26 protein-coding genes and 1 tRNA gene are annotated in these 25,718 nt (G+C 67.9%); 16 read left to right on the top strand and 11 right to left on the bottom strand.

Annotated features, from left to right (window positions below):
• The first annotated feature begins 27 nt into the window (after nucleotides 1-27).
• The 4 genes from GGR33_RS20055 (at nucleotide 28) to GGR33_RS20040 (ending at nucleotide 3,650) form a co-directional block, all read left to right on the top strand.
• Nucleotides 28-744, top strand: a complete 717-nt coding sequence (locus GGR33_RS20055) for a polysaccharide deacetylase family protein (protein WP_183508553.1) — start codon at nucleotides 28-30, stop codon at nucleotides 742-744.
• A gap of 211 nt (nucleotides 745-955) precedes the next feature.
• The gene (locus tag GGR33_RS20050; RefSeq protein WP_183508551.1) at nucleotides 956-2,524 is read left to right on the top strand and encodes a GumC family protein; all 1,569 of its coding nucleotides are present in this window, start codon (nucleotides 956-958) and stop codon (nucleotides 2,522-2,524) included.
• A 2-nt stretch (nucleotides 2,525-2,526) separates the two neighbouring features.
• The gene (locus GGR33_RS20045; protein WP_183508549.1) at nucleotides 2,527-3,435 is read left to right on the top strand and encodes a WecB/TagA/CpsF family glycosyltransferase; all 909 of its coding nucleotides are present in this window, start codon (nucleotides 2,527-2,529) and stop codon (nucleotides 3,433-3,435) included.
• Nucleotides 3,436-3,479: 44 nt separating this feature from the next.
• On the top strand, nucleotides 3,480-3,650 hold the full coding sequence (locus tag GGR33_RS20040) for a hypothetical protein (RefSeq protein ID WP_183508981.1): 171 nt from the start codon (nucleotides 3,480-3,482) through the stop codon (nucleotides 3,648-3,650).
• On the opposite strand, the gene GGR33_RS20035 is transcribed toward GGR33_RS20040, so the two are convergent.
• The 3 genes from GGR33_RS20035 to GGR33_RS20025 all read right to left on the bottom strand — a co-directional run bounded on the left by GGR33_RS20035 (nucleotide 3,647) and on the right by GGR33_RS20025 (nucleotide 6,784).
• Entirely contained in the window at nucleotides 3,647-5,479 is a 1,833-nt protein-coding gene (locus GGR33_RS20035; RefSeq protein ID WP_183508547.1) for an aminopeptidase P family protein, read from the bottom strand. The genes GGR33_RS20040 and GGR33_RS20035 overlap by 4 nt on opposite strands.
• 11 nt (nucleotides 5,480-5,490) lie before the next feature.
• Entirely contained in the window at nucleotides 5,491-6,429 is a 939-nt protein-coding gene (locus GGR33_RS20030; protein ID WP_183508546.1) for a 50S ribosomal protein L11 methyltransferase, read from the bottom strand.
• A gap of 196 nt (nucleotides 6,430-6,625) precedes the next feature.
• The gene (locus GGR33_RS20025; RefSeq protein ID WP_183508544.1) at nucleotides 6,626-6,784 is read right to left on the bottom strand and encodes a hypothetical protein; all 159 of its coding nucleotides are present in this window, start codon (nucleotides 6,782-6,784) and stop codon (nucleotides 6,626-6,628) included.
• A 218-nt stretch (nucleotides 6,785-7,002) separates the two neighbouring features.
• Here GGR33_RS20025 and modA point away from each other — a divergent pair, with 218 nt between their 5' ends.
• Entirely contained in the window at nucleotides 7,003-7,809 is an 807-nt protein-coding gene (gene modA / locus GGR33_RS20020; RefSeq protein WP_425488805.1) for a molybdate ABC transporter substrate-binding protein, read from the top strand.
• Nucleotides 7,810-7,811: 2 nt separating this feature from the next.
• Here modA and GGR33_RS20015 read toward each other — a convergent pair whose 3' ends face one another.
• Nucleotides 7,812-8,039, bottom strand: a complete 228-nt coding sequence (locus GGR33_RS20015; RefSeq protein WP_246413311.1) for a hypothetical protein — start codon at nucleotides 8,037-8,039, stop codon at nucleotides 7,812-7,814.
• A gap of 186 nt (nucleotides 8,040-8,225) precedes the next feature.
• On the opposite strand from GGR33_RS20015, the gene GGR33_RS20010 reads away from it, so the two are divergent.
• Nucleotides 8,226-9,602, top strand: coding sequence for a TAXI family TRAP transporter solute-binding subunit (locus tag GGR33_RS20010; protein ID WP_183508541.1), 1,377 nt, complete (start codon nucleotides 8,226-8,228; stop codon nucleotides 9,600-9,602).
• A gap of 55 nt (nucleotides 9,603-9,657) precedes the next feature.
• Nucleotides 9,658-10,353: a molybdate ABC transporter permease subunit gene (gene modB, locus GGR33_RS20005; protein ID WP_183508539.1), complete on the top strand. Its 696-nt coding sequence runs from the start codon at nucleotides 9,658-9,660 to the stop codon at nucleotides 10,351-10,353.
• Nucleotides 10,354-10,361: 8 nt separating this feature from the next.
• Here modB and GGR33_RS20000 read toward each other — a convergent pair whose 3' ends face one another.
• A complete protein-coding gene (locus GGR33_RS20000) occupies nucleotides 10,362-11,018 on the bottom strand; it encodes a glutathione S-transferase family protein (RefSeq protein ID WP_183508537.1) in 657 nt (218 codons plus the stop codon).
• A gap of 53 nt (nucleotides 11,019-11,071) precedes the next feature.
• Between GGR33_RS20000 and modC the strand changes: the two genes are divergently transcribed.
• On the top strand, nucleotides 11,072-12,184 hold the full coding sequence (modC, locus tag GGR33_RS19995) for a molybdenum ABC transporter ATP-binding protein (protein ID WP_183508535.1): 1,113 nt from the start codon (nucleotides 11,072-11,074) through the stop codon (nucleotides 12,182-12,184).
• Nucleotides 12,185-12,211: 27 nt separating this feature from the next.
• Here modC and nudC read toward each other — a convergent pair whose 3' ends face one another.
• On the bottom strand, nucleotides 12,212-13,126 hold the full coding sequence (gene nudC / locus GGR33_RS19990) for an NAD(+) diphosphatase (RefSeq protein WP_183508533.1): 915 nt from the start codon (nucleotides 13,124-13,126) through the stop codon (nucleotides 12,212-12,214).
• Between the two features lie 2 nt (nucleotides 13,127-13,128).
• The gene (locus GGR33_RS19985; protein WP_183508530.1) at nucleotides 13,129-13,545 is read right to left on the bottom strand and encodes an HIT domain-containing protein; all 417 of its coding nucleotides are present in this window, start codon (nucleotides 13,543-13,545) and stop codon (nucleotides 13,129-13,131) included.
• A 407-nt stretch (nucleotides 13,546-13,952) separates the two neighbouring features.
• Here GGR33_RS19985 and GGR33_RS19980 point away from each other — a divergent pair, with 407 nt between their 5' ends.
• Complete coding sequence (locus tag GGR33_RS19980; protein WP_183508528.1) at nucleotides 13,953-14,255, top strand: GCG_CRPN prefix-to-repeats domain-containing protein; 303 nt, start codon at nucleotides 13,953-13,955, stop codon at nucleotides 14,253-14,255.
• A 94-nt stretch (nucleotides 14,256-14,349) separates the two neighbouring features.
• Here the strand turns inward: GGR33_RS19980 and GGR33_RS19975 are convergent, their stop codons facing one another.
• From GGR33_RS19975 to GGR33_RS19960, 4 genes are all read right to left on the bottom strand, one after another.
• Complete coding sequence (locus GGR33_RS19975) at nucleotides 14,350-17,544, bottom strand: efflux RND transporter permease subunit (RefSeq protein WP_183508526.1); 3,195 nt, start codon at nucleotides 17,542-17,544, stop codon at nucleotides 14,350-14,352.
• 44 nt (nucleotides 17,545-17,588) lie between these two features.
• Nucleotides 17,589-18,728: an efflux RND transporter periplasmic adaptor subunit gene (locus tag GGR33_RS19970; RefSeq protein WP_183508524.1), complete on the bottom strand. Its 1,140-nt coding sequence runs from the start codon at nucleotides 18,726-18,728 to the stop codon at nucleotides 17,589-17,591.
• A 140-nt stretch (nucleotides 18,729-18,868) separates the two neighbouring features.
• Nucleotides 18,869-19,192, bottom strand: a complete 324-nt coding sequence (locus GGR33_RS19965; protein WP_183508522.1) for a rhodanese-like domain-containing protein — start codon at nucleotides 19,190-19,192, stop codon at nucleotides 18,869-18,871.
• A gap of 123 nt (nucleotides 19,193-19,315) precedes the next feature.
• Nucleotides 19,316-20,596 (bottom strand): glycosyltransferase family 4 protein, encoded by a 1,281-nt coding sequence (locus tag GGR33_RS19960; protein WP_183508520.1) that lies wholly within the window; start codon nucleotides 20,594-20,596, stop codon nucleotides 19,316-19,318.
• Nucleotides 20,597-20,760: 164 nt separating this feature from the next.
• On the opposite strand from GGR33_RS19960, the gene GGR33_RS19955 reads away from it, so the two are divergent.
• The 7 genes from GGR33_RS19955 (at nucleotide 20,761) to GGR33_RS19925 (ending at nucleotide 25,472) form a co-directional block, all read left to right on the top strand.
• Nucleotides 20,761-20,837: transfer RNA gene (locus GGR33_RS19955), tRNA-Pro, on the top strand.
• Between the two features lie 619 nt (nucleotides 20,838-21,456).
• Nucleotides 21,457-21,921 carry a Tat pathway signal protein gene (locus GGR33_RS19950; RefSeq protein ID WP_183508916.1) on the top strand — a complete coding sequence of 155 codons (465 nt, stop codon included), beginning with the start codon at nucleotides 21,457-21,459 and terminating at the stop codon, nucleotides 21,919-21,921.
• An 84-nt stretch (nucleotides 21,922-22,005) separates the two neighbouring features.
• Entirely contained in the window at nucleotides 22,006-22,698 is a 693-nt protein-coding gene (locus GGR33_RS19945; protein ID WP_183508518.1) for a MotA/TolQ/ExbB proton channel family protein, read from the top strand.
• Between the two features lie 144 nt (nucleotides 22,699-22,842).
• Nucleotides 22,843-23,328: a protein TolR gene (gene tolR / locus GGR33_RS19940; RefSeq protein WP_183508516.1), complete on the top strand. Its 486-nt coding sequence runs from the start codon at nucleotides 22,843-22,845 to the stop codon at nucleotides 23,326-23,328.
• A 4-nt stretch (nucleotides 23,329-23,332) separates the two neighbouring features.
• Nucleotides 23,333-24,457 (top strand): energy transducer TonB family protein, encoded by a 1,125-nt coding sequence (locus GGR33_RS19935; RefSeq protein ID WP_183508514.1) that lies wholly within the window; start codon nucleotides 23,333-23,335, stop codon nucleotides 24,455-24,457.
• A gap of 58 nt (nucleotides 24,458-24,515) precedes the next feature.
• Nucleotides 24,516-25,055, top strand: a complete 540-nt coding sequence (locus GGR33_RS19930; RefSeq protein ID WP_183508512.1) for a metallophosphoesterase family protein — start codon at nucleotides 24,516-24,518, stop codon at nucleotides 25,053-25,055.
• Between the two features lie 102 nt (nucleotides 25,056-25,157).
• Nucleotides 25,158-25,472, top strand: coding sequence for a hypothetical protein (locus GGR33_RS19925; protein WP_183508509.1), 315 nt, complete (start codon nucleotides 25,158-25,160; stop codon nucleotides 25,470-25,472).
• The last annotated feature ends 246 nt before the right edge of the window (nucleotides 25,473-25,718 follow it).

Below are 25,718 nucleotides of genomic sequence, written 5' to 3'. Positions count from 1 at the left end.
GCCGGTGCCGCCACGTGGCGAGTACGCTTGACGCATCGTCTCGCCCGGCACATCCGCACCTCCCCGGTGGAGCTCGCTCCGGCGACGCCACTGGTCAGCTTCACCTTCGACGACGTCCCGGTCTGCGCCGCCACCACCGGCGCGCAGATGCTGGAGGCCCACAGCGCCAGGGGCACCTTCTACATTTCCGGCGGCCTGATCGGGACGCAGGCCCGACATTGGCGCGTCGCCGATGCGGATCACATCACGGCCCTTCACACGGCGGGTCACGAGATCGGCAGCCACACCTATTCGCACATCTTCGTGCCCAACCTCCGCTCCGAGAGCATCGTCGCGGAGTCCCAGCGCAACGCTGAATGCCTGCGCGCGGTCGTGCCGGGCCTGACCCTGGAGAGCTTTGCCTTTCCCTTCGGGTTCGGGTCGCTCCCGGCCAAGAAGACGCTCGCCTCGATCTACCGGACCAGCCGCGGCATCGGGCCCGGCCTGAATGTCGGCAGGGCCGATCTCCAACTTCTCAAGGCCAATCCGCTGATGGATGGACGGTTGGATGCCGCGGGGATCACGCGGCTGATGGACGAGGCCTTGGAGAAGAAGGGCTGGCTCGTCTTCTACGGCCACGACGTCGTCGAGAATCCGAGCCCTTACGGCTGTTCGCCCGGCTTGCTCGAGACGGCCCTGCGCGCGGCCGGCGACCGCGACATTGCGTGCGTGCCCGTCGCCGAGGCCCTGCGCCGCGCGCTCTGACGGTCACTTAAGACTCTCTTAACCACCTCGCATCGCAGCGGTCCCTGCCAACCTCAGCTTTCGCTCCGGTGGTTCGCAGGTTGCGACTTCGAGACTGTCGCGGCGCCCGAACGCGGATCCTGTCTCACTCTGAGGCAGGTCCGTTCGACGGAGGCGCCGACGATCCGGTTACGGGACTCGTCCCGTAGCCGGTCTCGACCGGAGCCTTTCGATGCTGGTTTACGACGACGTCGATCCGCGCAACAGCACCGCCTTGCAGCGGCGCCGAGGGCCGGGTGAAGCGACGGCCCCCCGTGGTCCCTCGGTCCGCCATGTCCTGGCCGTCCTGCGGCGCCGTGCGCTGTTGATCGCGGGTTGCGCGATCATCGGCACGGGGCTCGCCTTCGCGGTCGGCAAGGTGCTGACGCCCCGCTACACGGCCGGGGCGCAGCTCTATATCGACCCGCGCGATCTTCGCCTTCTCGACAAGGAGCTGACGGCGGCCGGGCAGGATTCCGGCGGCTTCCTGACCATCGTCGAGAGCCAGGCGCAGGTGATCACCTCGAGCAACGTGCTCGGCCGCGTCGTCGAAACGCTCGACCTGATGCACGATCCCGAATTCGGAGGCGCAGGTGCCTCGCCGGGACTGCTCGGCTCGTTGGCACAGAAGCTCGGCCAGACACAGCCAGCCGCCCCCGATGCAGCCACCAGCTTCTCGGCAGCACTCGAAGCGCTCTCGAAGCGCGTCGCCGTGCGCCGTACCGGCCGCACCTTCATCGTGGATGTCGAGGCGTCCTCCCGCGATGCCGACAAGGCTGCGCGGATCGCCAACGCCGTCGTGGATTCCTACCTCGCCGAGGAGGCCGCCAATCGGGCCGAGGCCGCCAACCGCGCCAGCGCGGGCCTCTCGTCCCGGCTCGTCGAGCTGCGCGAGGACGTTAACCGCGCAGAGAGCCGGGTCCAGACCTACAAGGCCGAGAACGGCCTGATCGGCACCCGCGATGTGCTGGTCACGGACCAACAGCTGACGCAGCTGAACGCCCAGCTCGCCGGTGCTCGCGTCCGCGCCGCCGACGCGCAGGCTCGCGTCGACCAGGTGCAGCGCATGCAGGCCGCCGGCATCGATGCGGGTGCGACCGAGGATGCGCTCGCCTCGCAGGCGATCACGGCCCTTCGCGGCCAGTATGCCGAACTCTCGCGCAAGCAGGCCGAGCTCGCCCACGATCTCGGGCCGCGCCATCCGCAGGTGACCTCGATCGCCTCGCAGCTGCAGCTCTCGCGCAAGCTGATCGACCAGGAGATCGGCCGCTATGCGCAGGCGGCCAGGACGGATCTCGCCCGCGCCCAGGCGACGGTGATGTCACTCGAAAAGAGCTTCGACGCGGCCAAGGGCAGGACGGTCGGACTCGCACAGGCCTCCATCCGGCTGCGTGAGCTGGACCGCGAGGTCGACGCCAGCCGCGCCGTCTACGAGGCCTTCCTGGTCCGCGCCCGCGAGACCGGACAGCAGGCCCGCCTCGACGTCGGCAATGCCCGCATCATCACGCAGGCCGTGAAGCCGCTCAATCGCAGCTACCCGCCGCCCGCGCGCACGCTCGCCATGCTCGGCCTCGTCGCCGGCCTGCTGCTCGGCATCGCGCTGGCACTCGCCGAGGAATGGCTGAAGGGCGAGATGCACACCTCGCGCGAGGCCGGCGACGGCATGCTCGACTCGATTTCGGCCGCGCGCCGTCGACGCCCGAATGCAGTTGCCATCGTCGGCGCCGAGCGCCTGCCCGCGACCGTGGGAGGCTACCTGTGAGCATGGCGCCCGTCGCCCCTCATTCCCGGGACCTCGTTCGCGACGTCACGGCCACGAAGCTCGGCGGCATGCCGATCGCAGTACTCGGCATGCAGGAGATGGCAGACCTGATGCTCTCCGCCGCCGAGAGCCATCCCAGGCCCAACCTGCCGCTGTTCCTGACCTCGGCCAACGGCGAGGTCCTCTCGCGCTACGCCCGCGACCGCGACTTCGCGCGGATGCTGGCGCAGGCGGATCTCATCAACGCCGACGGACAGCCCATGGTGGTCGCTTCCCGCTTCTTCGGCGAGCATCCGCTGCCGGAGCGCGTGGCGACGACCGACCTCTTCCATAGCGTCGCGCGCGGTGCGGTGAAGCGGAACCTGTCCTTCTACCTCTTCGGCGCGAACGAGGAGGAGAACCGGCTGGCCGTCGAGAACGTCCGGCGCCTCCATCCCGGCATCCGGATCGTCGGCCACTCGCATGGCTACCTGGAGGGGGAGGCCCTGCGCGAAAAAATCCGTGAAATCGATGCGCTGGCGCCGGACATCCTCTGGCTGGCCCTCGGCGTGCCGCGCGAGCAGGTCTTCGTCTACGAGTTCGGTCCGTTGCTCACGAATGTCGGGCTGATCAAGACCTCGGGCGGTCTGTTCAACTTCCTGTCGGGCAGCCGCTCGCGCGCGCCGGACTGGATGCAGCGCTTCGGGCTCGAATGGGCCTGGCGGATCAAGGAAGAGCCGGCCCGACTGTTCTGGCGCTACTTCACGACCAATCCGCACGCGATGCTGCTGCTGGTCTCGCGCAGCGGCACCGTCGCGCAGATGCGCGCGGGCTTCCGGCGGCGACTCGCTCAGCGGATGCCACTCTGGGCGCGCCGTGCCGCCGACGCGGTGCCGAATCCGATCGCCCCAGATCTTCCGACGGACGCGTGACGTCCCTCGTTTCAGCCAAAGCCCATTCCGGAGGAAAGCGGCCCGTGACCGATTCTGCTCAAACCGCGACGGAGCCGACCCCGGCGAAAAGCCAGGACGGTCTCCCTGACAGCCTGTTCAAGACCGGACTGATCGGTGCCGGCGCGCTGACCATCACCTGGTGGGCGCTGATCGCCTGCGGCGTGTGGCGGGCGATGGAGTGGGCGGGCGTCTAGGCCGACGGCCCGATCGGGCGAGTCGCATCTTCGAGCCACGCGCGCGTCTCCGGATCGAGGTCGGGTCCGAGCGTCTCGCGCACCCGCGCATGGTAGGCGTCGAGCCACTCTGCCTCAGCCGGGGAGAGCAGCGACGGCTCGATCAGCGCGCGGTCGAGCGGGGCGAGGGTCAGCGTCTCGAAGCCGAGCATCGGCCTCTCGCCGCCCGTGATCGCGCGCTCCTCCACCAGGATCAGATTCTCGATTCGGATGCCGTAGGCGCCGGCGCGGTAGTAGCCCGGCTCGTTCGAGAGGATCATGCCAGCCTCCAGCGCAACCGCGCCGGTCTTGGCGATGCGCTGCGGCCCTTCGTGCACCGACAGAAACGAGCCGACGCCGTGGCCGGTGCCGTGGTCGAAGTCGAGACCGGCCTCCCACAAGGCCCGGCGCGCGAACGCATCGATCTGCGCCCCGGTCGTCCCCTTCGGAAACACCACGCGCGCTATGGCGATGTGCCCCTGCAGCACGCGCGTGAAGCGATCGCGCATCTCCTCCGTCGGCGTACCGATAGAGACGGTGCGGGTGATGTCCGTGGTGCCGTCGGCATATTGCGCGCCTGAATCGATCAGGAAGAGTTCGCCCGGCTGAACACGCCGGTCGCTGCCGATTGTGACGCGGTAATGCACGATCGCGCCGTTCTGCCCCGAGCCCGAAATCGTCGGAAACGACACCTCGCGCAGCAGCCCGCTCTCGGCCCGAAAATCCTCCAGCGCCTCCACAGCCTCGATCTCGCTGACGTCGTTGCCGCCCGACCGCTGCAGCCACGCCAGGAAGCGCGTCACCGCGAGCCCGTCCCGCCGGTGGGCAGCACGCGTGCCGGCGATCTCGGCGTCGTTCTTGACCGCCTTCATGCCCGTGATGGGGTCGGGGCCGATATCGGCGGCGCCCCCGGACGAGACGATGATTTCCTTCAGCGCAGATCCTGCCGTCGCGACGTCCACGCGGACCTTGGCGGGCCGGCCGGCGAGTGCGCCGAGCGCTTGCTCGAAGGAGGCGCGTGGCTCCAGCTCTGCGAGCGCGCCGAGGGCTGTCCGCACCTCCGGCGCCAGGTCGGTCGAGCTCAGGAAGAGGCTCGGCTGGCCCTCGCGCGGGACGATGGCGTAGCCGAGCGCCAGGGGCGTGTGAGCCACGTCTGTGCCGCGGATGTTGAAAGCCCAGGCGAGATTGTGCGGGTCCGAGATGACGAGCGCGTCGCCCCCTGCCGCCGCGAGCTTGTCCCGGATGCGGGTTAGCTTCGCCTCGGCGCTCTCACCGGCATAGTCGAGGGGCTGCAGGCCCACGCGACCCGCGGGCTGTGGCGGTCTTCCGGCCCAGACGGCGTCGACGAGATTCGGAACGGCCTTCAGCGATGCGCCGGCCTTGGCGACGGCACGTTCCAGCCGCGCCACGCTATCGGCCGTGTGAAGCCAGGGGTCATAGCCGAGCACCGTGTCGGGCGAGATGGTCTCGGCGATCCAGGCATCCGGCGTCTTGTCCGCCAGTGGCACGACCGTGAAGACGGCGGTGTCGACCTGCTCGGGCGCCTGCAGCGTGTAGCGGCCGTCGACGACGATGGCCGCCTTCTCGACCAACACAACGGCTGTACCAGCAGACCCGGTGAAGCCCGTCAGCCAAGCGAGCCGCTCGGCATTGGCCGGCACGTATTCCGACTGGTGCTCATCGGCGCGCGGAACCACAAAGCCGCCGACACCGGCCTCCCGCATGGCGGCGCGCAGGGCGGCGACGCGCTCGGGACCCTTGCGATGGCTCGGGTCGTCGAAGGTCTGGAAGCGGCGGCGCGGGCTCGTCATGCCCGGAAGCGTTACGCGGCGTACCGGCGCCGGGCAACAACGCGTGGGGCCGCTCCGCCCCGGCGCAGCACCAGCGTCGCCCAACCCTCGATCACACCCATTCTGGCCAGGTGAAAACCCCTGTGCCGGTAGGTGGAGAGCACCCCCGGAACGTCGCGCTCGATCAGCCCGGACAGGATGAGGATGCCGTCATCCGCCACGACGGCCGTGAGCGTCGGCGCGAGTTTTTTCAGCGGCTTGGCCAGGATGTTGGCGAAGACCACCTCGAACCGGCGCGTCCGGTCGGCGAGCGCGTGGCGCACGCCGGGTCCTTCATAAAGCCGGAGATGGGCGCCGATCCCGTTCAGGCGAGCATTGCCCTTCGCGGTCCAGACGGCTTCGGGGTCGAGGTCGCCCGCGATCACCGTGGAGCGCAGCGCCTTCGCCGCGGCGAAAGCGAGGATGCCGGTGCCCGTGCCGACGTCGAGCACACGGCGCGGGCGGCCGCGCTTCAGCCGGTCGGCGAAAGCCCGCAGGCAGCCGAGCGTGGTGCCGTGATGGCCGGTGCCGAAGGCGAGCGCCGCCTCGATCTCGATGGCGAGGTCGTTGGCGCGGATCTGATCGCGGTCGTGCGAGCCGTGGATCAGGAAGCGCCCGGCACGTACCGGCTTCAGACCCTCCAGCGAGGCCTTTACCCAATCCTGCCGCTCGATCGTGTCGAACACGGCTTCATCGGCCTGATCCCCGATTATCGGGCGGATCAACTCGCGGACGAAGTCTTCATCGGGCTCGTCGGCGAAATAGGCCTCTAGTCTCCAGGTAGTCGTGCCCTCGACCTCGAAGGCGGCAACGGCCGTCTCGGTGGGGTCGAACATCTCGCCGAGCAGGTCGGTCATGGCGCGCGCGGACAACTCGTCCGTCGAGAGTCGCAGGATGTGGGTCGGGCGGTGAGGGGGCAGACCTTCGAGCATGCCGCGCGGAGTAGCACCGACGCGCCGCACCCTCCACGAATTTTGCTAAAAGCCGAGGGAACGCCCAACCGCTGGGCAGATTGTCCAATGCCTGAGCGATTGGGGACGAGCCGGCGCCGCTTGGCATACTGGCCTTCCAACCCCAGATCGGGCTGGCGTCGAAGCAACAGTATGCGTCATGAAAGCAAGAAAAGCTCTACGCCGCAGCCCCGTCGTCGTCCGAGGCATCCTCCGCAGCCGCCGCGCTCGTTCGCCACGAGACGAGGTGCTCGGTGCGGAGGCGCTCGAAGCACCAATGCCCGGCTCGCTTCTCGTCCTGCTGAGCCGTCTCGCCCGCACGGACCGGACGAATCATTTCGATGACGAAACTGCAGGTTGATCCGACACTTATCCGTGCTGTGGCTCCGCCGATGGGTTGGCGATAGCGCGCCTCACAACTATGGTCGCGCCGTTCCCGGGCGGATATAACGCCCGTCGGGAATGAGGCGTGCCGTGGGGGGCGCCTCGTCGCATTCAATGATGCGCGGTTTGCCGGCACGGCGGCTGCGCTCCGATCGAGGCGCGATCATCTTGATTCATGCAGTGTCGACCCGCCGCTCCTGGCTCGCAGGTCTTCTAGGGCTCTCTCTGGTACTCGGCTCGTTTCCGGCGACCACGCCGAGCCGGGCCGCAGACGCCCCCGTCGTCGTCTTCGCTGCGGCGAGCCTGAAGAATGCCCTCGACGAGGCAACCGCGACCTGGGGCAAGGAAACCGGCAAGACCGCCAAGATCTCCTATGCCGGCTCCAACGCCCTGGCGAAGCAGCTCGAATCCGGCGCACCGGCCGACATCTTCTGGTCCGCCGACCAGGCCTGGATGGACTACGCGCAGAAGAACAACACCATCCGTCCCGACACGCGCACGGACCTGCTCCGCAACGCCATCGTCCTCGTCGCGGCCAAGGATTCGACCGTTGCCGTCGATCTGAAGCCGGGCGTCGATCTCGCCAAGGCCCTCGGCGGCGGCCACCTCGCAATGGGCAACGTCGATGCGGTGCCAGCCGGCAAGTACGGCAAGGCCGCGCTCACGCAGCTCGGCGCCTGGGATGGCGTGAAGGACAAGGTCGCGCAGGCCGAGAACGTCCGCGCCGCGCTGCTTCTCGTCGCCCGCGGCGAGGCTCCGCTCGGCATCGTCTACGCCTCCGACGCCGTTTCGGAGCCTGGCGTGAAGGTGGTCGCGACCTTCCCGGCCGACAGCCATCCGCCGATCGTCTACCCGATCGCCCGCACCAAGGAATCCGCGAACGAAGACAGTGTCGCGCTCCTGAAGTGGCTGCAGAGCCCGGCCGCGAAGCCCTTCTTCGAGAAACAGGGCTTCACCGTTGTCGGCGCAGCCAAGTAAGCCTAGATCCTGAACTCGACCGGCCCGGATGCGATCAGGATCGCATCCGGCCGTTTCAGGGTTTCCGCGAGTGCGTAGTGCACGGCGTCTTCCCTGCTGCGAAAGAGCCCGCCGCCGAGGCCATGCGTCTCGACGGCCACCCAGCGGCCGGAAGCATCCTGGCCGACGACGAAGCTCGGCATGACGATGGCCGCTGCCTGTCGTGCGGCGGTGAGTTGGGGGATGGACATCGATCGTCGGGGTTCACGCGATCCGACTGGGAACCGCGGCCGTAAGCTGGGCACTCGACCGTTAGGATGCGAGAGGGTGCGGCACCTCGCGCCATAAGGGCTTCGTGAAGATCCGGAAGCAGGGGCTCACGCGAGCACCTGAAGGGCCCTATCTCGTAACCTCGCATAAGAACGACGAGGTCGACGGTGGGGCTGAGGATCAGGCGAGAGGCGTTCATCCTCGTTCTCGCCGCGGTGGTTGCCGTCGTTGGCATCGCGGCCCTCTATTTTTCTCGGGCTACGACCCTGACCGTTGCCGTCGCGCCGAAGGGCGGCACCGAACCGGCGCTGCTTCAGGCCTACGCCGAGGCCTTGAAGGCGCGCAACAAGGACGTCCGGCTCAAGATCTTGGCTTTCGACGGCGTGCGCGAGAGCGCCGAGGCCTTGCGCGATCGCAAAGCAGACCTTGCCGTGGTCAGGCCGGATATCGCCTTGCCGGCGAACGGGTTGACGCTGGCGATCCTGCGCGAGCAGGCGGTGATCATCCTGACGCCGGAGGCCTCCGGCATCGCCGCCATGCCGGATCTCGCCGGAAAGCGCCTCGGCTTCATCGCGCAGCGCTCTGCCGACAAGGCCCTGATCTCCGAGCTTTTGGAACATGACGGCATCACCGCCGCGGACGTGCCGGAGGGGCAGGCCGTTCCCGAGGACAGCGTTGCCCTGGTCGGCCTCGAGGAGCGCGATCTCGCCGCGGCGCTGAGCGAGAAGCGCATCGACGCGGTGGTGACCGTGACCACGCCGACGACGCCCGCGGCACGGCGCATCGTTGGCATCGTGCGGCAGGCTAGCCCGGACAATCGCGTCCGGGTGATCGGCGAGCAGGACACTGCGGCGCTCGCCGAGCAGATGCCGAAACTCTCCACGGTCACGATCCCGGCGGGACTGTTCGGCGGTAATCCGAGGGTTCCCGCCGAAGATGTCATGACCGTCGGCGCCTCGTATCGGCTGATGGCGCGGGACTCGCTCTCTCGGAGCGTCGCGGCCTCCGTGACGCAGCACCTGTTCGAGATGCGCGGCGGCCTCGCCGACACCCATCCCGCGGCCAACGCCATCCATGCCCCGGCCTACGAAAGCACGGCCGAGGCGACGAGCGCCAAGCTGCCGATCCATCCGGGCGCGATCGACTATTTCGAGCGCGAGCAGGAGAGCTTCATCGAGCGCTACGAGACCTGGATCTACCTCGTCGCCTTCTTCGGCGGCGGTGTCGGCTCGATCCTGGCGTGGCTCAGGCAGCGGCTCTCGCGCGTCCGACGCGAGCGGATCGCAGTCGCAACGGAGAGGCTGCTGGAGATCCGCGACGAGGCCGGAGAGACGACCGAGCCGGCGCGCCTCACGGCGCTCGCGGACGAGATCGACGGGCTCGCCGCGGACATCGCCCGCTTCGCGCTGCATCGCTACGCCGAGGCACGCACCATGAGCGCGGCGACGATCGCCATCGAGGCGGCCAGGGCGACGGTCATGCGCAAGGCCAGGATCCCCGATGCACGGCAATCATCGATCACGCGCGTGCAAGCCGTTGACTGATGGGCTGTGTACGGGCTGATACAGCGCATATCCCCCTGAGAGCCGACATCGCGCCTTGGACCGCCTCGGACTGACTCCCGACGAATGGATCGCGGTCCTGCTCAGCCTGCGGGTCGCCGCTGTGGCGACCCTCGCGAGCCTCGTTCCCGGCCTGGCCATGGCATGGCTGCTCGCCCGCAAGCGCTTCCCAGGCCACGCCCTGCTCGATGGGCTGATCCATCTGCCGCTGATCATGCCGCCGGTGGTGACGGGCTATCTGCTGCTCGTGACCTTCGGGCGGAAAGGCACTCTCGGCGCGTGGCTCTACGAGATCGGCATCGTGTTCTCGTTTCGCTGGACCGGTGCGGCGCTCGCCTGCGCCGTGATGGGCTTTCCGCTGATGGTGCGGGCGATGCGGCTCTCGATCGAGGCGGTAGACACCAAGCTCGAGCAGGCGGCCTCGACGCTTGGTGCATCGCCGCTCGTCGTCTTCCTGGCGGTGACGCTGCCTCTGAGCCTGCCCGGCATTCTCGCCGGTTCGGTGCTCGCCTTCGCCAAGGCGATGGGGGAGTTCGGCGCGACCATCACCTTCGTCTCGAACATCCCCGGTGAGACGCAGACGCTGCCTTCGGCGATCTACACCCTGACCCAGGTGCCCGGCGGTGAACCCGCGGCCATGCGCCTGACCCTGATCTCGATCGGGCTGTCGATGATCGCGCTGCTGCTGTCCGAGCTGCTGTCCCGGCGGCTCGGCAAGAGGCTGGCGGAATGAACCCGGCCTCACGCATAGGCGTAGGGGCCGCCCCGCTGCAGGCCCCGCTGGTAGGCCGGTCGCGCGTGGATGCGAGCCAGCCAGTCCGTCAGCTTCGGTCCTGCCCCAGTGCCACGCGAGGCGAAAGCTTCGAGCGGAAAGCTCATCTGGATGTCGGCGGCCGTGAAGGTGTCGCCGGCGAACCACGGGCGGTCGGCGAGTTCGCTCTCCCAGAACGCTGCGTGGCGGCGCAGATCCGGATCGACGAAGCCGCCCATGACCTTGGCCGAGATTGCCCGAACCAGGGGACGCACCAGCGCCGGGCTGCCCGGCGCGAGCCGCGAGAAGACGAGCTTCAAGAGCAACGGCGGCATCGCCGAGCCCTCCGCGTAGTGCAGGAAGTAGGTGTAGCGCCGGTGCTCGGGCGTGCCGGGCGCGGGTGCCAGGGCGCCCCCCTGTCGGGCCGTCAGGTATTCGACGATGGCGCCCGATTCCGCGACGACCGTGCCGCCGTCGTCGAGGATCGGCGACTTGCCGAGCGGATGGACGGCGCGCAGTTCCGGGGGCGCCAGCATGGTCTTCGGATCGCGGGCGTACCGCTTCACGTCGTAGGAGAGACCGAGTTCCTCCAGGAGCCACAGCACGCGCTGCGAGCGGCTGTTCTCCAGATGGTGGACGACGATCATCGAGGGCTCCTGGCTGTGGTCTCTGACAACGCCCGGCGGGGGATGCCCGGTTCATGACGATCGACGTCGAGCTTTCGCTGCGCCGCGGTACCTTCGCGCTGGACGTCGCCTTCGGCGCCGGGGCCGGGCTGACCGCCCTGTTCGGGCGCTCGGGCTCCGGCAAGAGCGCGGTGATCCACCTGATCGCCGGGCTCGCCCAACCCGACAAGGGGCGGATTGCCGTGGACGGCACAGTGCTGTTGGATACCGCGCGCCACGTCCGCGTGCCGGTGCATCTCCGGCGGATCGGCTGCGTCTTCCAGGAGGCGCGGCTGTTGCCGCATCTCAGCGTGCGGCACAATCTCGGCTTCGGCCGCTGGTTCGCCCGTCGGCACGGCATCGAGACCTCGGCGGCGGAGGTGGACAACGTCGTCGAGATGCTGGGCATTGGACCGCTGCTGGAGCGGCATCCGGCCGGCCTCTCCGGCGGCGAGCGCCAGCGCGTAGCGATCGGCCGGGCCCTCCTGTCGAAGCCGCGCCTGCTCCTGATGGACGAGCCGCTTTCCGCGTTGGACGAGTCCCGCAAGGGTGAGATCCTGCCGTATATCGAGCGGATGCGCGACGAGGTCGGCGTGCCGATCGTCTATGTCAGCCACTCGGTCGCGGAGGTCTCGCGGCTCGCCTCGACCGTGGTCGTGCTGGAGGCCGGGCGCGTTGCGGCGACCGGGTCGGCCGATGCCGTCCTGCGCCGTCCCGACCTCATCCCCGATGCCGCCGAGGCCGGTGCGATCCTGACGATGACCGTCGCCGCGCATGACGACGCGACGGGCTTGACCCGGCTGAGCGGCCCGGCCGGCCCCCTCACCGTGCCCCGGCTCGGCGCTGCGCCGGGACGCGCGGTGCGCCTTCGGGTCCCGGCCCGCGACGTGCTGATCGCCACCGAGCCGCCGCACGGCCTGAGCGCCCGCAATGTCTTCCCAGGAAAGGTCTCGACGATGCGTGAGACCGGCGCCTCGGTGATGGTCGAGATCGACTGTAACGGCGCGATCCTCGCCGCGCGGGTGACGCGGGCTTCGGCACAGGATCTCGCACTGGCGCCGGGCCGCGCGGTCTTCGCCATCGTGAAGAGCGTCGCCTTTGATCCGCAGGGCGTCGGCGTGGGGCATGGCGCGCCGGTTGAGATCTGATCACAGGATCCTGTGATACGGTGATCCTCAGATTTGCCCGTCCAGAAAATCGCGCAGCAACAGGTGGGCGATGGCGAGCGGCTTCGGCGCGGTGATGTCTTCGGGGTGGTTGCCGTCGAACATGGTGCGCAGCTCGGCCCGCGTCACCCATCGGGCGTCCGCGAGTTCGAGCGGGTCGATGGTGATGGCCTCGCTCGTCGCCTCGGCAATGCAGCCGATCATCAGCGAAGACGGGAACGGCCAGGGCTGCGAGGCCCGATAGCGGACCTGGCCGACGACGACGCCCGTCTCCTCGAAGGTCTCGCGACGGACCGCGTCCTCGATCGTCTCGCCCGGCTCCACGAAGCCGGCGAGGCAAGAATACATAGTGCCGGGGAAATGCGGGCCGCGTCCCACCAGGCAGGCATCGCCGCGATGCACCAGCATGATCACGACCGGGTCGGTGCGGGGGAAGTGGTACATCGAGCAGGATGGGCATTCGCGCCGGAAGCCGCCGGCCTTCACCTCGGTCGGTGAGCCGCAATTGGCGCAGAAGCCGTTGCGGCCGTGCCAAGCGAGCACGGATTTGGCTGTCGCCAGCAGGCCGAGTTCTTCGGCCGCCACCGCTCCCTCGGCGGCGATGCCGCGCAGGTCCGAGACGCGGAACGCTGGCTCCGCAACCTCCTCGGCCGCCTGCTCCGGCAGCGCGGCGGCAAAGACCGGGCGGCCATCGACCCGACCGAGAAACACGGTGAGCCCGCCCTGCAGAGCCGGCGCGAAATCTTCGGGGGCGAGCAGGGCCGTCGGCGGGTCGCTGGCGCGCAGGATCACGCGGTCGCCGGCAAACAGCAGGATGCCGGTCCCCGGTGCATCGATGGGCGGGATGGCGACATGCTCACGCTCGGCGCTGTGCCGCACGAGCCCGCTCTTCACGAAACCGAGGCGGTCGAAGACGTCCGTCATGGTCAGGCCGCCGCGAACAGCGCGCCGGCGCGCTCGAGCAGCTGTGCGCGGGCATGGGCCGGGTAGGGCGCGCGCGTGCCGACGCCCCAGATTGGGTTCGGCCAGGCCGGATCGGAGCGGAAGCGCCCGATCACGTGGATATGGAGCTGAGCCACCTGGTTGCCGAGCGCTGCCACGTTCAGCTTGTCGGGCTTCGAGAGGGCCTGCATCACACCGGAGGCGAGGCGGATCTCGTCCATCAGCGTCGCCGCGTCCTCCGGTGACAGATCGGTTAGCTCGCTTAGTCCTGGCCGACGCGGCACCAGGATCATCCAGGGAAAGCGCGCATCGTCCATCAGGAGGACGGAGCACAGGGCGAGATCGCCGATCGCGGCGGTGTCGGCCTGCAAGCGGGGGTCGAGGGTGAAATCCGATTCCATCGGCACCGATGTAGGACGCGGGCAGGCCCGAGGGAATTGGCGCTCCGCCTCGTCGCACGGCGAGCGGCCTCGGATCATCCATTCATCCGGCCGTGTCGCGTGTGCCCGAGCACTCCCAAGCTTTCCTCGATCTGCGAGACCAGATCGGCGCAATCGAGTTCCGCCGAACGCGGTGCCGATCACAGATCTGGCATCGCGTTGGATCCGATCGTCCGAGGAGGTTCACATGGTCAGCTGCGTTCAATACACCCGGCTTCTCAGCGTGGCTTTCCTGGCGGGTCTCGTGCTGGCGCCGATGGTCAACATGATGTTGCCGTGATCGGCTCAGCGGGCGTTCAGGGAAAAACGTGTTTCATCAAGTCTCCGGCAGCGGTCGCCGCGTGCCGGATGGTTGAGGAGGTCCCAGTATGACGCACCTGAAGATTATCGCGGCCGCGGCGACGCTCGCGGCCGGTCTCGGTCTCGCGACGTCGGCGAGTGCCGCTCCGCTCAGCCCGGGGTTGCTCGGCGCGACGGACGGCGCCCAGATCGAGCGCGTAGCCGGTGGTTGCGGCCCCGGTTTCCACCCCAATCCCTGGGGCGTGTGCCGTCCGAACTTCTACGGCCCGCGCCCGTTCTACGGCCGCCCGGTCTATCGCCCTTACGGCTACTACCGTCCGCGCCCGTATTACCGTCCTTACGGCTTCTACGGCCCGCGCCCGTTCTTCTAGGACCCGGCACGCGAGGTGCCTGACACACCACGGAACCGAAAAAGGCCGGCGAGCTAAGCTCGCCGGCCTTTTTCGTGCCGTTTATCGGGTGGGCTCAGCCGTGCGCCGGATGGGCTCCGCGTGTGTCGTCTTCGGTCTTCCCGCGCAGCTTTGCGATCCACAGCACGAAGCGGCGGATCACCACGTAGAAGACCGGCGTCAGGAACAGACCGAAGAACGTCGCGCCGATCATGCCGAAGAACACGGCCGTCCCGAGAGCTTGACGCATCTCCGCACCGGGACCGGTGGCGATGACGAGCGGCAGGGTGCCGAGGATGAAGGCGAAGGCCGTCATCAGGATCGGACGCAGGCGCAGACGACAGGCCTGGACTGCGGCCGCCACCGGACCCTTGTGCTCCGACTCCTCGATGTCGTGCGCGAATTCCACGATCAGGATCGCGTTCTTCGCGGCGAGGCCAATGAGCACGATGAGACCGATCTGGGTCAGGATGTTGTTGTCCTGCCCCCGAAGCTGCACGCCGAAGAGCGCGGCGAGCACGCCCGTCGGCACGACGAGAAGGATTGCGAGCGGAAGAGCCCAGGATTCGTACTGGGCCGCGAGCACGAGGAACACGAGCAGCACACCCAGGGCGAAGACATAACCCGCCGTGCCCGAGGCGGCCTTCTGCTGAAAGGCGATCTCGGTCCAGTCGTAGGCAAACCCGTCTGGCAGCACACGCTTGGCGACGGCCTCCATCGCGTCGAGCGCCTGACCCGTCGAGATGCCCGGCCGCGCCACGCCCTGGACCGGTACCGAGTAGTACAGGTTGAACCGCTGCACGATCTGCGGGCCGGTGATCTCGCGGATGTTGGCGAGTGTGCCGAGCGGCACCAGCGCACCGGTCGAGGACCGGACCTTGAGCTGCTCGATGTCGCGCCGCGACTGCCGGTAGATCGCATCGCCCTGCAAACGCACTTGGTAGATACGTCCCAACGTATTGAAGTCGTTGACGTAAGTCCCGCCAAGCGCCGCCTGCAGCGTGTTGAACACGTTGGCGAGCGGCACGTTCAGCATGCGCGCGACCGTACGGTCGATGTCGAGATAGTATTGCGGCGTGTCGTTCGTGAAGGTCGTGAACACGCGGGTCAGGTTCGGATCGGCGTTCGCCTGGCCGAGCACTTCACCCGTCGAGGCGAGCAGCGGGCCGATCGCCGAGGATTGCCGGCTCTCGATCTGCATCTTGAAGCCGCCGCCCTGGCCGAGGCCGCGCACCGGCGGAGGCGGGATCACGATGATCCGCGCATCCTGGATGCCGGCGGTGGCCTTGAGCACGTCGCCGGTGATGACGGCTGCGCTGCGGCCGGTTTCAGCGCGCTCCTTGGCGCCCTTGAGCGTGAGGAACATCACGCCCGAGTTCGTCGTGTTGGTGAAGGTCGCACCGTCGAAGCCGGCGATGATGACCGAGTGGGTCACGCCATCGACTTTCCGCGCAATGGCAGCAGCCTTGTTGATGACGTCGGTCGTCCGATCGAGCGACGCGCCGGACGGGAGCTGGACGACGCCGATGAGATAGCCCTGGTCCTGATCGGGGATGAAGCCCGTCGGCACCGTCTTGGCCAGATGCAACGTCGCGAAGATGACGCCGGCATACACGACCAGCATCAGCAACAGCCCGATCACCGAGCTCGTCAGCACGCGGATGGTACCAGCATACCCGTTCGAGACCGCGTCGAAGCCGCGGTTGAACAGATCCGCGAGCCAGTTGACGAACCGCGTCAAGAAGAACTTCGGCTTCGGCCGATCGTGGTGCGGCACCAGCAGCAGCTTACAAAGCGCCGGCGACAGGGTCAGCGAGTTGAAGGCCGAGATGATCGTCGAGGCCGCGATGGTGAGCGCGAACTGCTTGTAGAACTGGCCCGAGATGCCGGGAATGAACGCGGTCGGGATGAACACCGCGGCGAGCACCAGGGCGATGGCGAGGACAGCCGATCCGACCTCGTCCATGGTCTTGTGCGCCGCCTCGCCCGGGGAGAGGCCCTCCTGCATATTGCGCTCGACGTTCTCGACCACGACGATCGCGTCGTCGACGACGATGCCGATGGCGAGCACCAGCCCGAACAGGGTGAGGTTGTTCAGCGAGAACCCGAACGCTGCCATCGCCGCGAAGGTGCCAACCAGCGACACCGGGATCGCGATCACCGGGATCAGCGCCGTCCGCCAGCTCTGGAGGAAGACCAGGATCACGATCACCACGAGGCCGACGGCCTCGAACAGCGTCTTGTAGACCTCGTGGATCGATTCCTCGATGAACTCGGTCGGGTTGTAGGCGATGGCGTACTCGACGTCGGGCGGGAAGTTCTTCTTCACCTGCTCCATGACGGCCTTCACCGAGGCCGCCGCGTCGAGCGCGTTGGTGCCCGGGCGCTGGAAGGCGCCGATGCCGACTGCCGGGGTGTCGTCGAGGAACGAGTTCGTCGTGTAGTCCTTCTGGCCCATCTCGACGCGGGCCACGTCCTTCACGCGCACGAGGCGCCCGTCCTGAGCCTTGACGATGACGTCGGCGAATTCTTCCGGCGTCTTGAAGCGGCCTTGCGACTGAACGACGAACTGGAACGCTGCGCCCGTGGCAGCGGGCGGCCCGTTGAGCTGGCCGGCCGCGACCTGGACGTTCTGTTCCTGCAGCGCATTGACGACGTCGGTCGTCGTCAGGCCGTAGGCTGCGAGCTTGTTCGGATCGATCCAGATGCGCTCGGCATATTCGTTGCCGCCGAAGATCGTGATGTCGCCGACGCCATCGAGGCGGAGCAACTCGTCGCGGATGTTCAGGTAAATGTAGTTGGCGAGATAGTTCTGGTCGTACGTGCGGTTCGGCGAGCGCAGGTGCACCACCAGCATCAGGTCCGGCGAGGCCTTGCGCACGGTGACGCCCAGGTTGCGCACGTCCGGCGGCAGGCGCGGCTGCGCCACCGAGAGCCGGTTCTGAACGAGAACGTTCGCGATATCGAGGTTGGTGCCGACCTTGAAGGTAACGGTCAGCAGCATGTTGCCGTCGTTGGTCGACAACGACGTCATGTAGAGCATGTTGTCGACGCCGTTGATCTCCTGTTCGAGCGGCGTCGCGATCGTGGCCGCCACCGTCTCGGCATTCGCGCCGGGGAAGGAGGCGCGCACGGTCACGGTCGGCGGCACGATCTCGGGATATTGCGAGACAGGCAGCGACTCGTAGGCGACGAAGCCGAGGATCAGGAAGACGATCGACGTGACCGAAGCGAAGATCGGCCGGTCGACGAAAAAGTGGGCAAAACGCATCGGCTAACCTCTCGCCGCCGGGCCGCAGGACACGGGTAGGCGCCTCATTCCTTCGTCGGCGGGAGCTGCTTCGTCTCGGGCTTCACCTCCATCCCGGGGCGGATCTTGGCGATGCCGTTGATCACCACGGTCTCGTCGCCCTTCAGGCCTTCGGCGATGACGCGGTAGCCGTCGACGATGGGGCCGAGAGTGACGGGCTTGGCGGAGACCTTGTTGCCCTCGCCGAGGATGTAGACGATCCGCTTGTCCTGGTTCGCCGAGATCGCGTCGTCGGGCATCAGGATGCCCTGGTAGGGCTTGGTCGCCGGCATCGAGACGATACCGAACAGGCCAGGCTTGATGAAGCTGTCGGCATTCGGAACGGTGGCGCGCAGCAGCACCGTGCCGGTCTGGTTGTCCACGCGGTTGTCGACGAAGTCGAGCGTACCCTTGTGCGTCGGCTTCTTCTCGCCGCTCAGCGCGATCATCACCGGTGCGCCCTTGCCGCGCTGGGTCTGGCCCATGCCGATGCCGATGCTCGTCTGGTATTTGAGGAAGGACTGCTCATCGACGGTGAAGCCGAAATAGATCGGATCGAGCGAGACGATCGTCGTCAGCATCGTCTGGTCGGCGCTGACGATGTTACCCTCGGTGACCAACCGGCGACTGATGCGGCCGTTGATCGGCGATTTCACATCGGTGAAGTCGTAGTTGAGCTGGGCGTTACGCAGCGCAGCTTCCGCGCTGTCGACGTCGGCCTGCGCGGTCTGCGATGCCTGTCGGCGCTGGTCGGTCACCTGCTCGGAGATGTTGCCGCCCTTCGACAGCACCTGGGCGCGCTCGAGGTCGGTCTGTGAGAAGGACAACCGCGCCTTGGCGGAAACCAGCGCGGCCTGAGATTGCTCCAGCGCCGCCTTGTAGGGCCGCCGGTCGATGATGAAGAGGGTTTCGCCCTTCTTCACGTCGGCGCCGTCCTGGAACATGATCTTGTCCAGGTAGCCGGTGACGCGGGCGCGCACCTCGACGAACTCGATCGGGTCGAAGCGGCCGGTATACTGGTCCTGCTCGATGATCTCCTTCACCACGGGCTTCGACACCGTCACGCCGGGCGGCGGCATGCCGGGAGCTTGCGCCAGCGCCGACTGCGAAGCGAGCGCGGCACCGAGGCCGATGGTGAAAAGGCTGAAGACCCGAAGGTTACGCATTTTTAATGTTCCCTTGATCCCGCGCTAGAGGCTCGGGATGGGTCGTGTAGTGCGGTTGCGCACATTGCCGCCGGCAATGGCGTCTGAGTCGGGGATGATCGATGCGCGTCCCCAACGCCGTCCTCGACTCTGGTGGTGGCTCAGCGTTCGACCGGCTCGCCGGAGGCGAACCAGTCCTTGAACGCGCCCTTGTAGTGCTCGTCGACGTCGATCCCGGCCTGCCGAGCGGCGTTGATCGCGTGAATGGAGCGGACGCCAGAGGCGCAGGAGAAGACCGGCCGGCGCCCGTCGCCGTCGATCAGTGCCTTGAGCGTCGCCGGATCGAAATCCGAAAGCGGATAGGACACGGCACCGGGTATGCGCCCGGCTGCAAATTCGTGCTCCTCGCGCACGTCGATCAACAGAATCGACCCATCGGCCAAGCCCTGCTTCACGGTTTCGCGGTCGAGATCGACGATCGTCATCGCGTGCGAGCCTCGCCGGTCGGAGCGTTGAGGGAAAATCCGCGAGGCCTTACGGAGGCCTGCCGCGGGTGCTGACGTTTTTCCATATTCGTCAGCCCAGCTTGAGGCAAGCTGCGCTATCGTTCAGGTTTGGTCCAGGGCTGCGAGCGTCGTGTCCAGCTTGACGAGGTGATCGGCCCAATTCGGCGGTGCAAAGCCGTCGAGCCGCGCAGCCAGGGAATGCCGTAGGCTTGATTCTGGCGCGCTCAGATCTTCGATCGCCTGTCGCCAGCCCGGTCCGTCGAGGGGATCGATCAGTTTGGCGAAGCCGCCGCCGATCTCGCGGTGAACCGGGATGTCGGAGACGACCACCGGCAGACCGCTCGCGGCGGCCTCGACCACGGGCAGGCCGTAGCCCTCGATGAAGGACGGCATCAGAAGAGCGGTCGCGCCGCGCATGAGCCGGGCGAGACCCGGGGTCGACAAACCCGAAACCTCGGTGACGTGCGGGGCGATCGACGGGCAGCGGTCGAGCAAGTCGACGACGTTCTCGACCTCCCAGCCGCGCCGGCCGACGATGACGAGGCGCGGCGTTTGCGCTCCGTGCCGTGCAGCGAGGTCCCGCCAGACCTGCAGAAGCAGCAGGTGGTTCTTGCGCGACTCGATCGTCCCGCACACTAGGAAGGTCGGCTGCCCGAACGCCGGAGCCGCGCCGTCCCGCCCGGAGAAGATCGGCTCGACGCCGAGCGGCGCCACGGTGACCGCTCGCGGCGCAAACCCGCGTGCGGCGAGATGCGCGCTGAAGCGGGCGCCGACATCAGAGGAGTTCACGATCACCGCCGCCGCATGCCGGGCGATGGTGTCGATCCGCTGCTCGTGACGGGCGGCCTCGCCGGGTCGCCCGTATTCGGGGTGCGAGATCGGGATCAGATCGTGCACGAAGAAGATCGGGCGGATGTCGCGGCGCGTATAGAGCCAGTCGAACCGTTCCGGCCGGTCGAGCCGCAGATGCGAGCTGTGCAGGTAGATCGTGCCCTCCGGCAGCGCTTCGACGCCGCGGCCTCGCAGCGTGCGCAGCGTCGTGGCGACCTGGATCTGCCGGCGCCGCAATGCGCTTCGGCGTGCACCTTCGGCGCCCGGCCGCCGCTCGCCGGGCGAACCGGCGAGCCTGAGATAAACGGGATCGTCCTCGGGCCGCACGTCCTCCACCCAACCCGAAGCCACCGCCTCCACGATGGTGCTCGCCTGTCGCCGGTCGATCACCCGTGGCCCGACAGCGCTCGTCACCAGTCCGAAGCGCGGCCCGTCACCGGCGAGCACATGGCGCGCATAGGCGAGGTCGACCCGGTCGATACCGGTCGGGCTGGCATGACGCAGGCGCGTGATCAGCCGGGTGAGGTCGAAGGCGATGGGACGCGAGGACATGGATCTCCGCTGAGGCAGCGTGCTGCGGCCGCCGGTGACGGCGGCTGCTCATAGACCGATCCGGTGTCCACGACGACCATGCGCGGCCGGCTTTCGGGGTTGCGCCGGAACCGGCACGAAGCTAAGAGCGCCGAACCCCTCCGGGGGTATCGGGACGGACGTGACGGAGTATAGCGCAGCCCGGTAGCGCACCTGTCTGGGGGACAGGGGGTCGCAGGTTCAAGTCCTGCTACTCCGACCAATGACGACGATGCAGCCAGCCTCGTGCTGGTCATTCCGTTTCCGATGTAGGGCCGGGTGCGAAAGCCCCGGCCTTTTTCGTTCCGGCCCAAGGTCGGCGAAGCGCGACGAAGTTTGATGGGGATCGAATCAAGAGCCGCCCTTCTGTCGTCCCCCCGACCGGAAAAACGACTACGTCGCCACGGCTCAATCCGGGAACATTAGGCAACATTGACCGTGACAATCAGGCATATGTGCTCTGACCTGTTTCAGCCAAGCCTGAATAACAGTTTGGAATTACTCTGACTTTCGCGGCAGCTCTTGATCGGTTCCCCGCTTCTCGGTTACTGCAGCGCACAGCCACCCGACGCCGCCTCCGACGGTGCCGGGTGGCTTTACTTATTCGATCCCTTGCTCCGATGCCGGATGTCTTCCTCGCGGCGGTCGCGTCCGCCCGACCCGCGCATCTCGACGGCAGCGGATCCGTGAAGGGATACCGGCCGATCCGGCGCGGGAAACCCAATCCGATGCGCCGCCCGCCTGCCAACGGGCGCCGGGGACGGGTTCGATAGGGCAGGCCCATCTCAAGGGCCGCCGCTTAGAGGAGGACAGCCACCGTGGTGCAGGAGTTCGTAGGGGCCATGAACGGTCAGTTCTATCGTCGTGCCGGGCGCATCGCCGCCGCAGGATGGCTCCTCGCCTCCGTGCTGGCGGGCTCCGCCGTCGCGCAGGACGCCAAGCCGGCCGCCTCCGCCGGGCCGTCGCTGAAGCTCGAACTGAACCGCCTCGAGCCTGCGGGCGAGAATTGCCGCACCTACCTGCTCGTCGACAACGCGAAGGGTCCGGCCCTGAAGTCGCTGAAGGTCGATCTCTTCGCCTTCGACACCGAGGGCGTCGCCCAGAAGCGCCTCGCGGTCGAACTCGGCCCGGTTCAAGAGCGCAAGACCGTGGTGCGCCTGTTCGATTTCCCCGGCATCACCTGCCCGAAGATCGGTCACGTCCTGCTCAACGACGTTCTTGCCTGCGAAGGCGGCGAGGCCAGCCGCGAGAGCTGCCTCGAACGCATCGATACGAGCAGCAAGACCGGCACAGAGTTCGCGCGCTAGCCCTATTCCTGCAGCCCCGGCTGCACCGATGATGCGGGCCTCATGGGATCCGCATTGACCCGATCACTCTTGAGGAGCCCGACCATGGATCCGACCGCCGCACCGATCGAGGCTGCAACGCCCGACTTCTCGTTCCTCGGCTTGTTCTTGCAGGCCGATCCGATCGTGAAGGGTGTGATGGTCGTCCTGATCATCGCATCGATCGCGTGCTGGACCGTGGTGTTCGAGAAGATCGTGCGGCTCGCCAAAGCGCGCAGCCAGGTGAAGGCATTCAATACGCAGGTGAAGACGGGCGGCTCTCTGGATTCCAACGACAAGGGCATCTCCGGCCAGATCGTCCAGGCCGGTCTCGAGGCCTGGCGCGACCAGGATCCCACCGAGAGCCGCGCCGAGCGCCGGGACCGTATCGAGCGCGCCATGCGCGCCGCCCTCAGCCTCGAGATGAAGCGCCTTCAGACCGGCCTTCCGCTCCTGGCGACCTCGGGCTCCACGGCTCCCTTCATCGGCTTGTTCGGCACGGTCTGGGGCATCATGAACTCGTTCTCGTCCATCGCGAAGAGCCAGGATACCAGCCTCGCCGTCGTGGCGCCCGGCATTGCCGAAGCACTGTTCGCCACCGCCATCGGCCTCGTCGTCGCGATCCCGGCGGTGATGGCCTACAACAAGCTCAGCGGTGACGTCAGCCGCCTGCAATCCTCCTTCGTTTCCGGCATCGGCATCCTCGGGAACCGCTTGGCCCGCGAGCGCAGCAGCGCGAGCCGCGCCGCCGCCGAGTAGCCTCCCGGGCCGCGCCCGTTCTCTGCGCGGCCACGGGCCAGCGAGCATCGGCGACCATTCCGACCCGTTAAGCACGAGGATCGGGGCGCCTCACACATCGATCGCGGCAGCCTCAAGGGCGCCGGCGCCCAGGAGGGCAGACACATGGCGATGGGTTCGATCCGCGCAGGCGGCGGAGACGACGAGGACGACCTCGACGCGACCCCGATGTCCGACATCAACGTCACGCCGATGGTCGACGTTATGCTGGTGCTGCTGATCATCTTCATGGTCGCGGCGCCGCTGATGACGACCGGCGTGCCGGTGCAACTGCCGAAGACGTCCGCCGCAAAGGTGGCCCAGTCGCAGAAGCCGCTCGAGGTCTCGATCGACAAGGAAGGCCATCCCTTCATCGCCAAGGACGGCTTCACCAACGAGACGCTGATGCCGCGCCTGCGCGAGCTGAAGGCCCAGAACCCCGACCAGGTCGTGCTGGTGCGCGGCGACCGTGACGTGCCCTACGGCAAGATCATGGAAGTGATGGGGCTCGTCGGCCAGGCCGGCTTCACCAAGGTCTCGCTGATCGCGCAGTCCGCCGGTGCGGCACCTGCTCCGGCAACGCCTGCCCCGGCGAGTGGGACGGCACGCTGACACGATGACGACGCTCGCTTCGACATCCGGACCCGATCGCGGTCAAGGAGGGTTGGTCGCGGCCCTGCTCGCCGCGCTGCTGCTCCATGCAGTCGGGATCGCCGGGCTGATGTTCCTGAACCTTGCGCAGCCGGCCCCCCCCGGCGAGCAGCAGATCAGCATCGATCTCACGCCGGAAATGACGGCCGCGGAGGCCCAGGCGCCGGCCGAGCAGGCTGCCCAGGAAGAGGTGCCCGAGGAGGCCAAGCCCGTCGGCGATCCGCCCGAGGCCACGGCGCCCGAAGTCGCCGAAGTGCCGACCGAGGCGAAGCCCGTGGAGACGGCGAAGGTCGAGCCTCAGGAGACGACCGAGGTGAAGCCGCCGGAATCCGCGCCGGTCGAGCCGGAGGTCGCGCCGCCGCCGCCCGTCGAGTCGATCATCACTTCGCAGGCTCCTGAGGCCGAGGAAACCGCGCCGCCGCCGCCGCCCGTCATCGCCGAGGCACCCGAACCGCCCAAGCCCGTGGAGCCGGATCCGGCCGTGGTCGCGGCTCAGCAGGAGGCCAAGCGCAAGGCCGTTCTCGAAGCCAAGCGTAAGGCGGCTGCCGAGGCCAAGCGTCAGGAGGCCATCGAGGAGCGTCGCGAAGCCGCCGTGGAGGCGCGGCGCGAGGCTGCCGAATTGGCGAAGCGCAACGCAGCGCGGGAGCGGGCCGCTGAGGTCCGCCGCGCCGCTGCGGCGGCCGCGAAGTCCAGGGAGGATGCGGCCCGGCGGACGCAGGCGGCGAACGACGCGCGCGGCCGCCAGAATGCGGCGTCGGCGGCCTCGCGCGCCAGCGGCGGTCGGGCGGGGGCGAGTGGGAACGATCCGAACGCCTTGGCAGCGTGGAAGGCATCGATTTCCGCCACGATCCGCAGCCGCATGAACCGCAACGCCGCCTCCGGTACGGCGGGCGGCGTCGCCACCGTTCACTTCACCGTGAGCCGTTCGGGCGCCGTCAGCGGGGCCGGGCTTTCGGGCAGCAGCGGCTCCGGCGCTATCGACAGCGCCGCCCTGGCCGCCGTGCGCGGTTCGGTGCCCCCAGCGCCGGCCGGCTTCGGCGGGGCAAGCCTGGCGGTCACCGTTCCGCTGCGCTTCAGCCCGGGCCGCTGATCGCGGAGCAAGGCAGGGATCCAGAGCGTTCTCCCGGCTTCCCCGGGGGAGCGTGGCCTTGGCCGTCTACTTCACAAGCGACACGCATTTCGGCGACCCGCGCATCCTGCGCATCGATCGCAGGCCTTTCGGCGATCTCGCCGCGCACGACGCGGCCTTGGTCGAGGCCTGGAATGTCGTCGTCCAACCCGACGACGAAGTCTGGCATCTCGGCGATTTCGCACTCGGGCCAAGCCCGGAACGCATCCGTGAGCTGCTCGGCGCGCTCGCGGGCACAAAGCACCTGATCATCGGCAACAACGATGGGCCGGAGACGCTCTCCGCACCCGGCTGGGCCTCGGTCGGCCATTATGCGGAAATCGAGGTCGAAGGGCGCCGGCTGGTGCTCTGCCACTACGCGTTCCGGACCTGGAACCGCATGGGGCGCGGCGTCGTCAACCTGCATGGGCACTCGCACGGCAAGCTCTCGCCGATCCCGCGCCAATACGACGTCGGCATCGATGCGCAGGGGCTGGCGCCGGTGAGGCTCGATGCGATCCTGGCCTCCAGACGAGGCCGGTCTTCCGCCAGATCTCGGCTCGAAAAAAGCGGAACCTAACGGCAGCTTGACCGTTCATCGGTTCGGAACCGCTCATATCGGCCGCGCCGTGATTGTCGGCGATGGGCCGATCCCGCAGTCACCGCATCGAGTCCCCTGCCCATGCGTCGCACGATCCTCTCCGCCGGCCTCGCCGTGAGCCTCCTCGCGCCGTTCGCCGCCCCCGCCTACGCCATTCCCGCCTGCGTCGAAGGCCAACGCAAGGTCGAGGAGGCCAGCGCCCTGCGCTACCAAGCCCGCCAGGAGGCCCGCCTCGGTCGTCACGACCGCGTCTGCGACACGCTCGACGAGATCGGCGACCGCTACCACGACGCGCAGGGCGCCTTCGAGGATTGTGGCGCCGACATCGCGTCGATCGATCTTCGCAGCGAGCTGCGAAACCTTCGCGTCGCCAAGCACGTAAACCGCTGCGACTGAGCGTGGCTGTTCGTCGAGGCCCGTGGTCGGGTGTGCCTCCGCACGCCCGCCCGGCCCGAAACACGGCACGGTCAAGTTCGAGACGACGTCGATTCGCTCAACGCACAGATTTCAAGAGCACGGCCATGACCACCGCTTCCGACACCATCCCGACCGGCCCGTCCTTCGCAGCGGCCCTATGCGGCTTTCTCAGCACGACCGTCGCGACGACGATGCTGATGCTCCTCGTCCGCAGCTTCTGACGGC

It is taken from the genome of Methylobacterium brachythecii (genome assembly GCF_014196345.1).
Taxonomy (GTDB): domain Bacteria; phylum Pseudomonadota; class Alphaproteobacteria; order Rhizobiales; family Beijerinckiaceae; genus Methylobacterium; species Methylobacterium brachythecii.
This window is presented reverse-complemented; position numbering and strand designations above follow the sequence as displayed.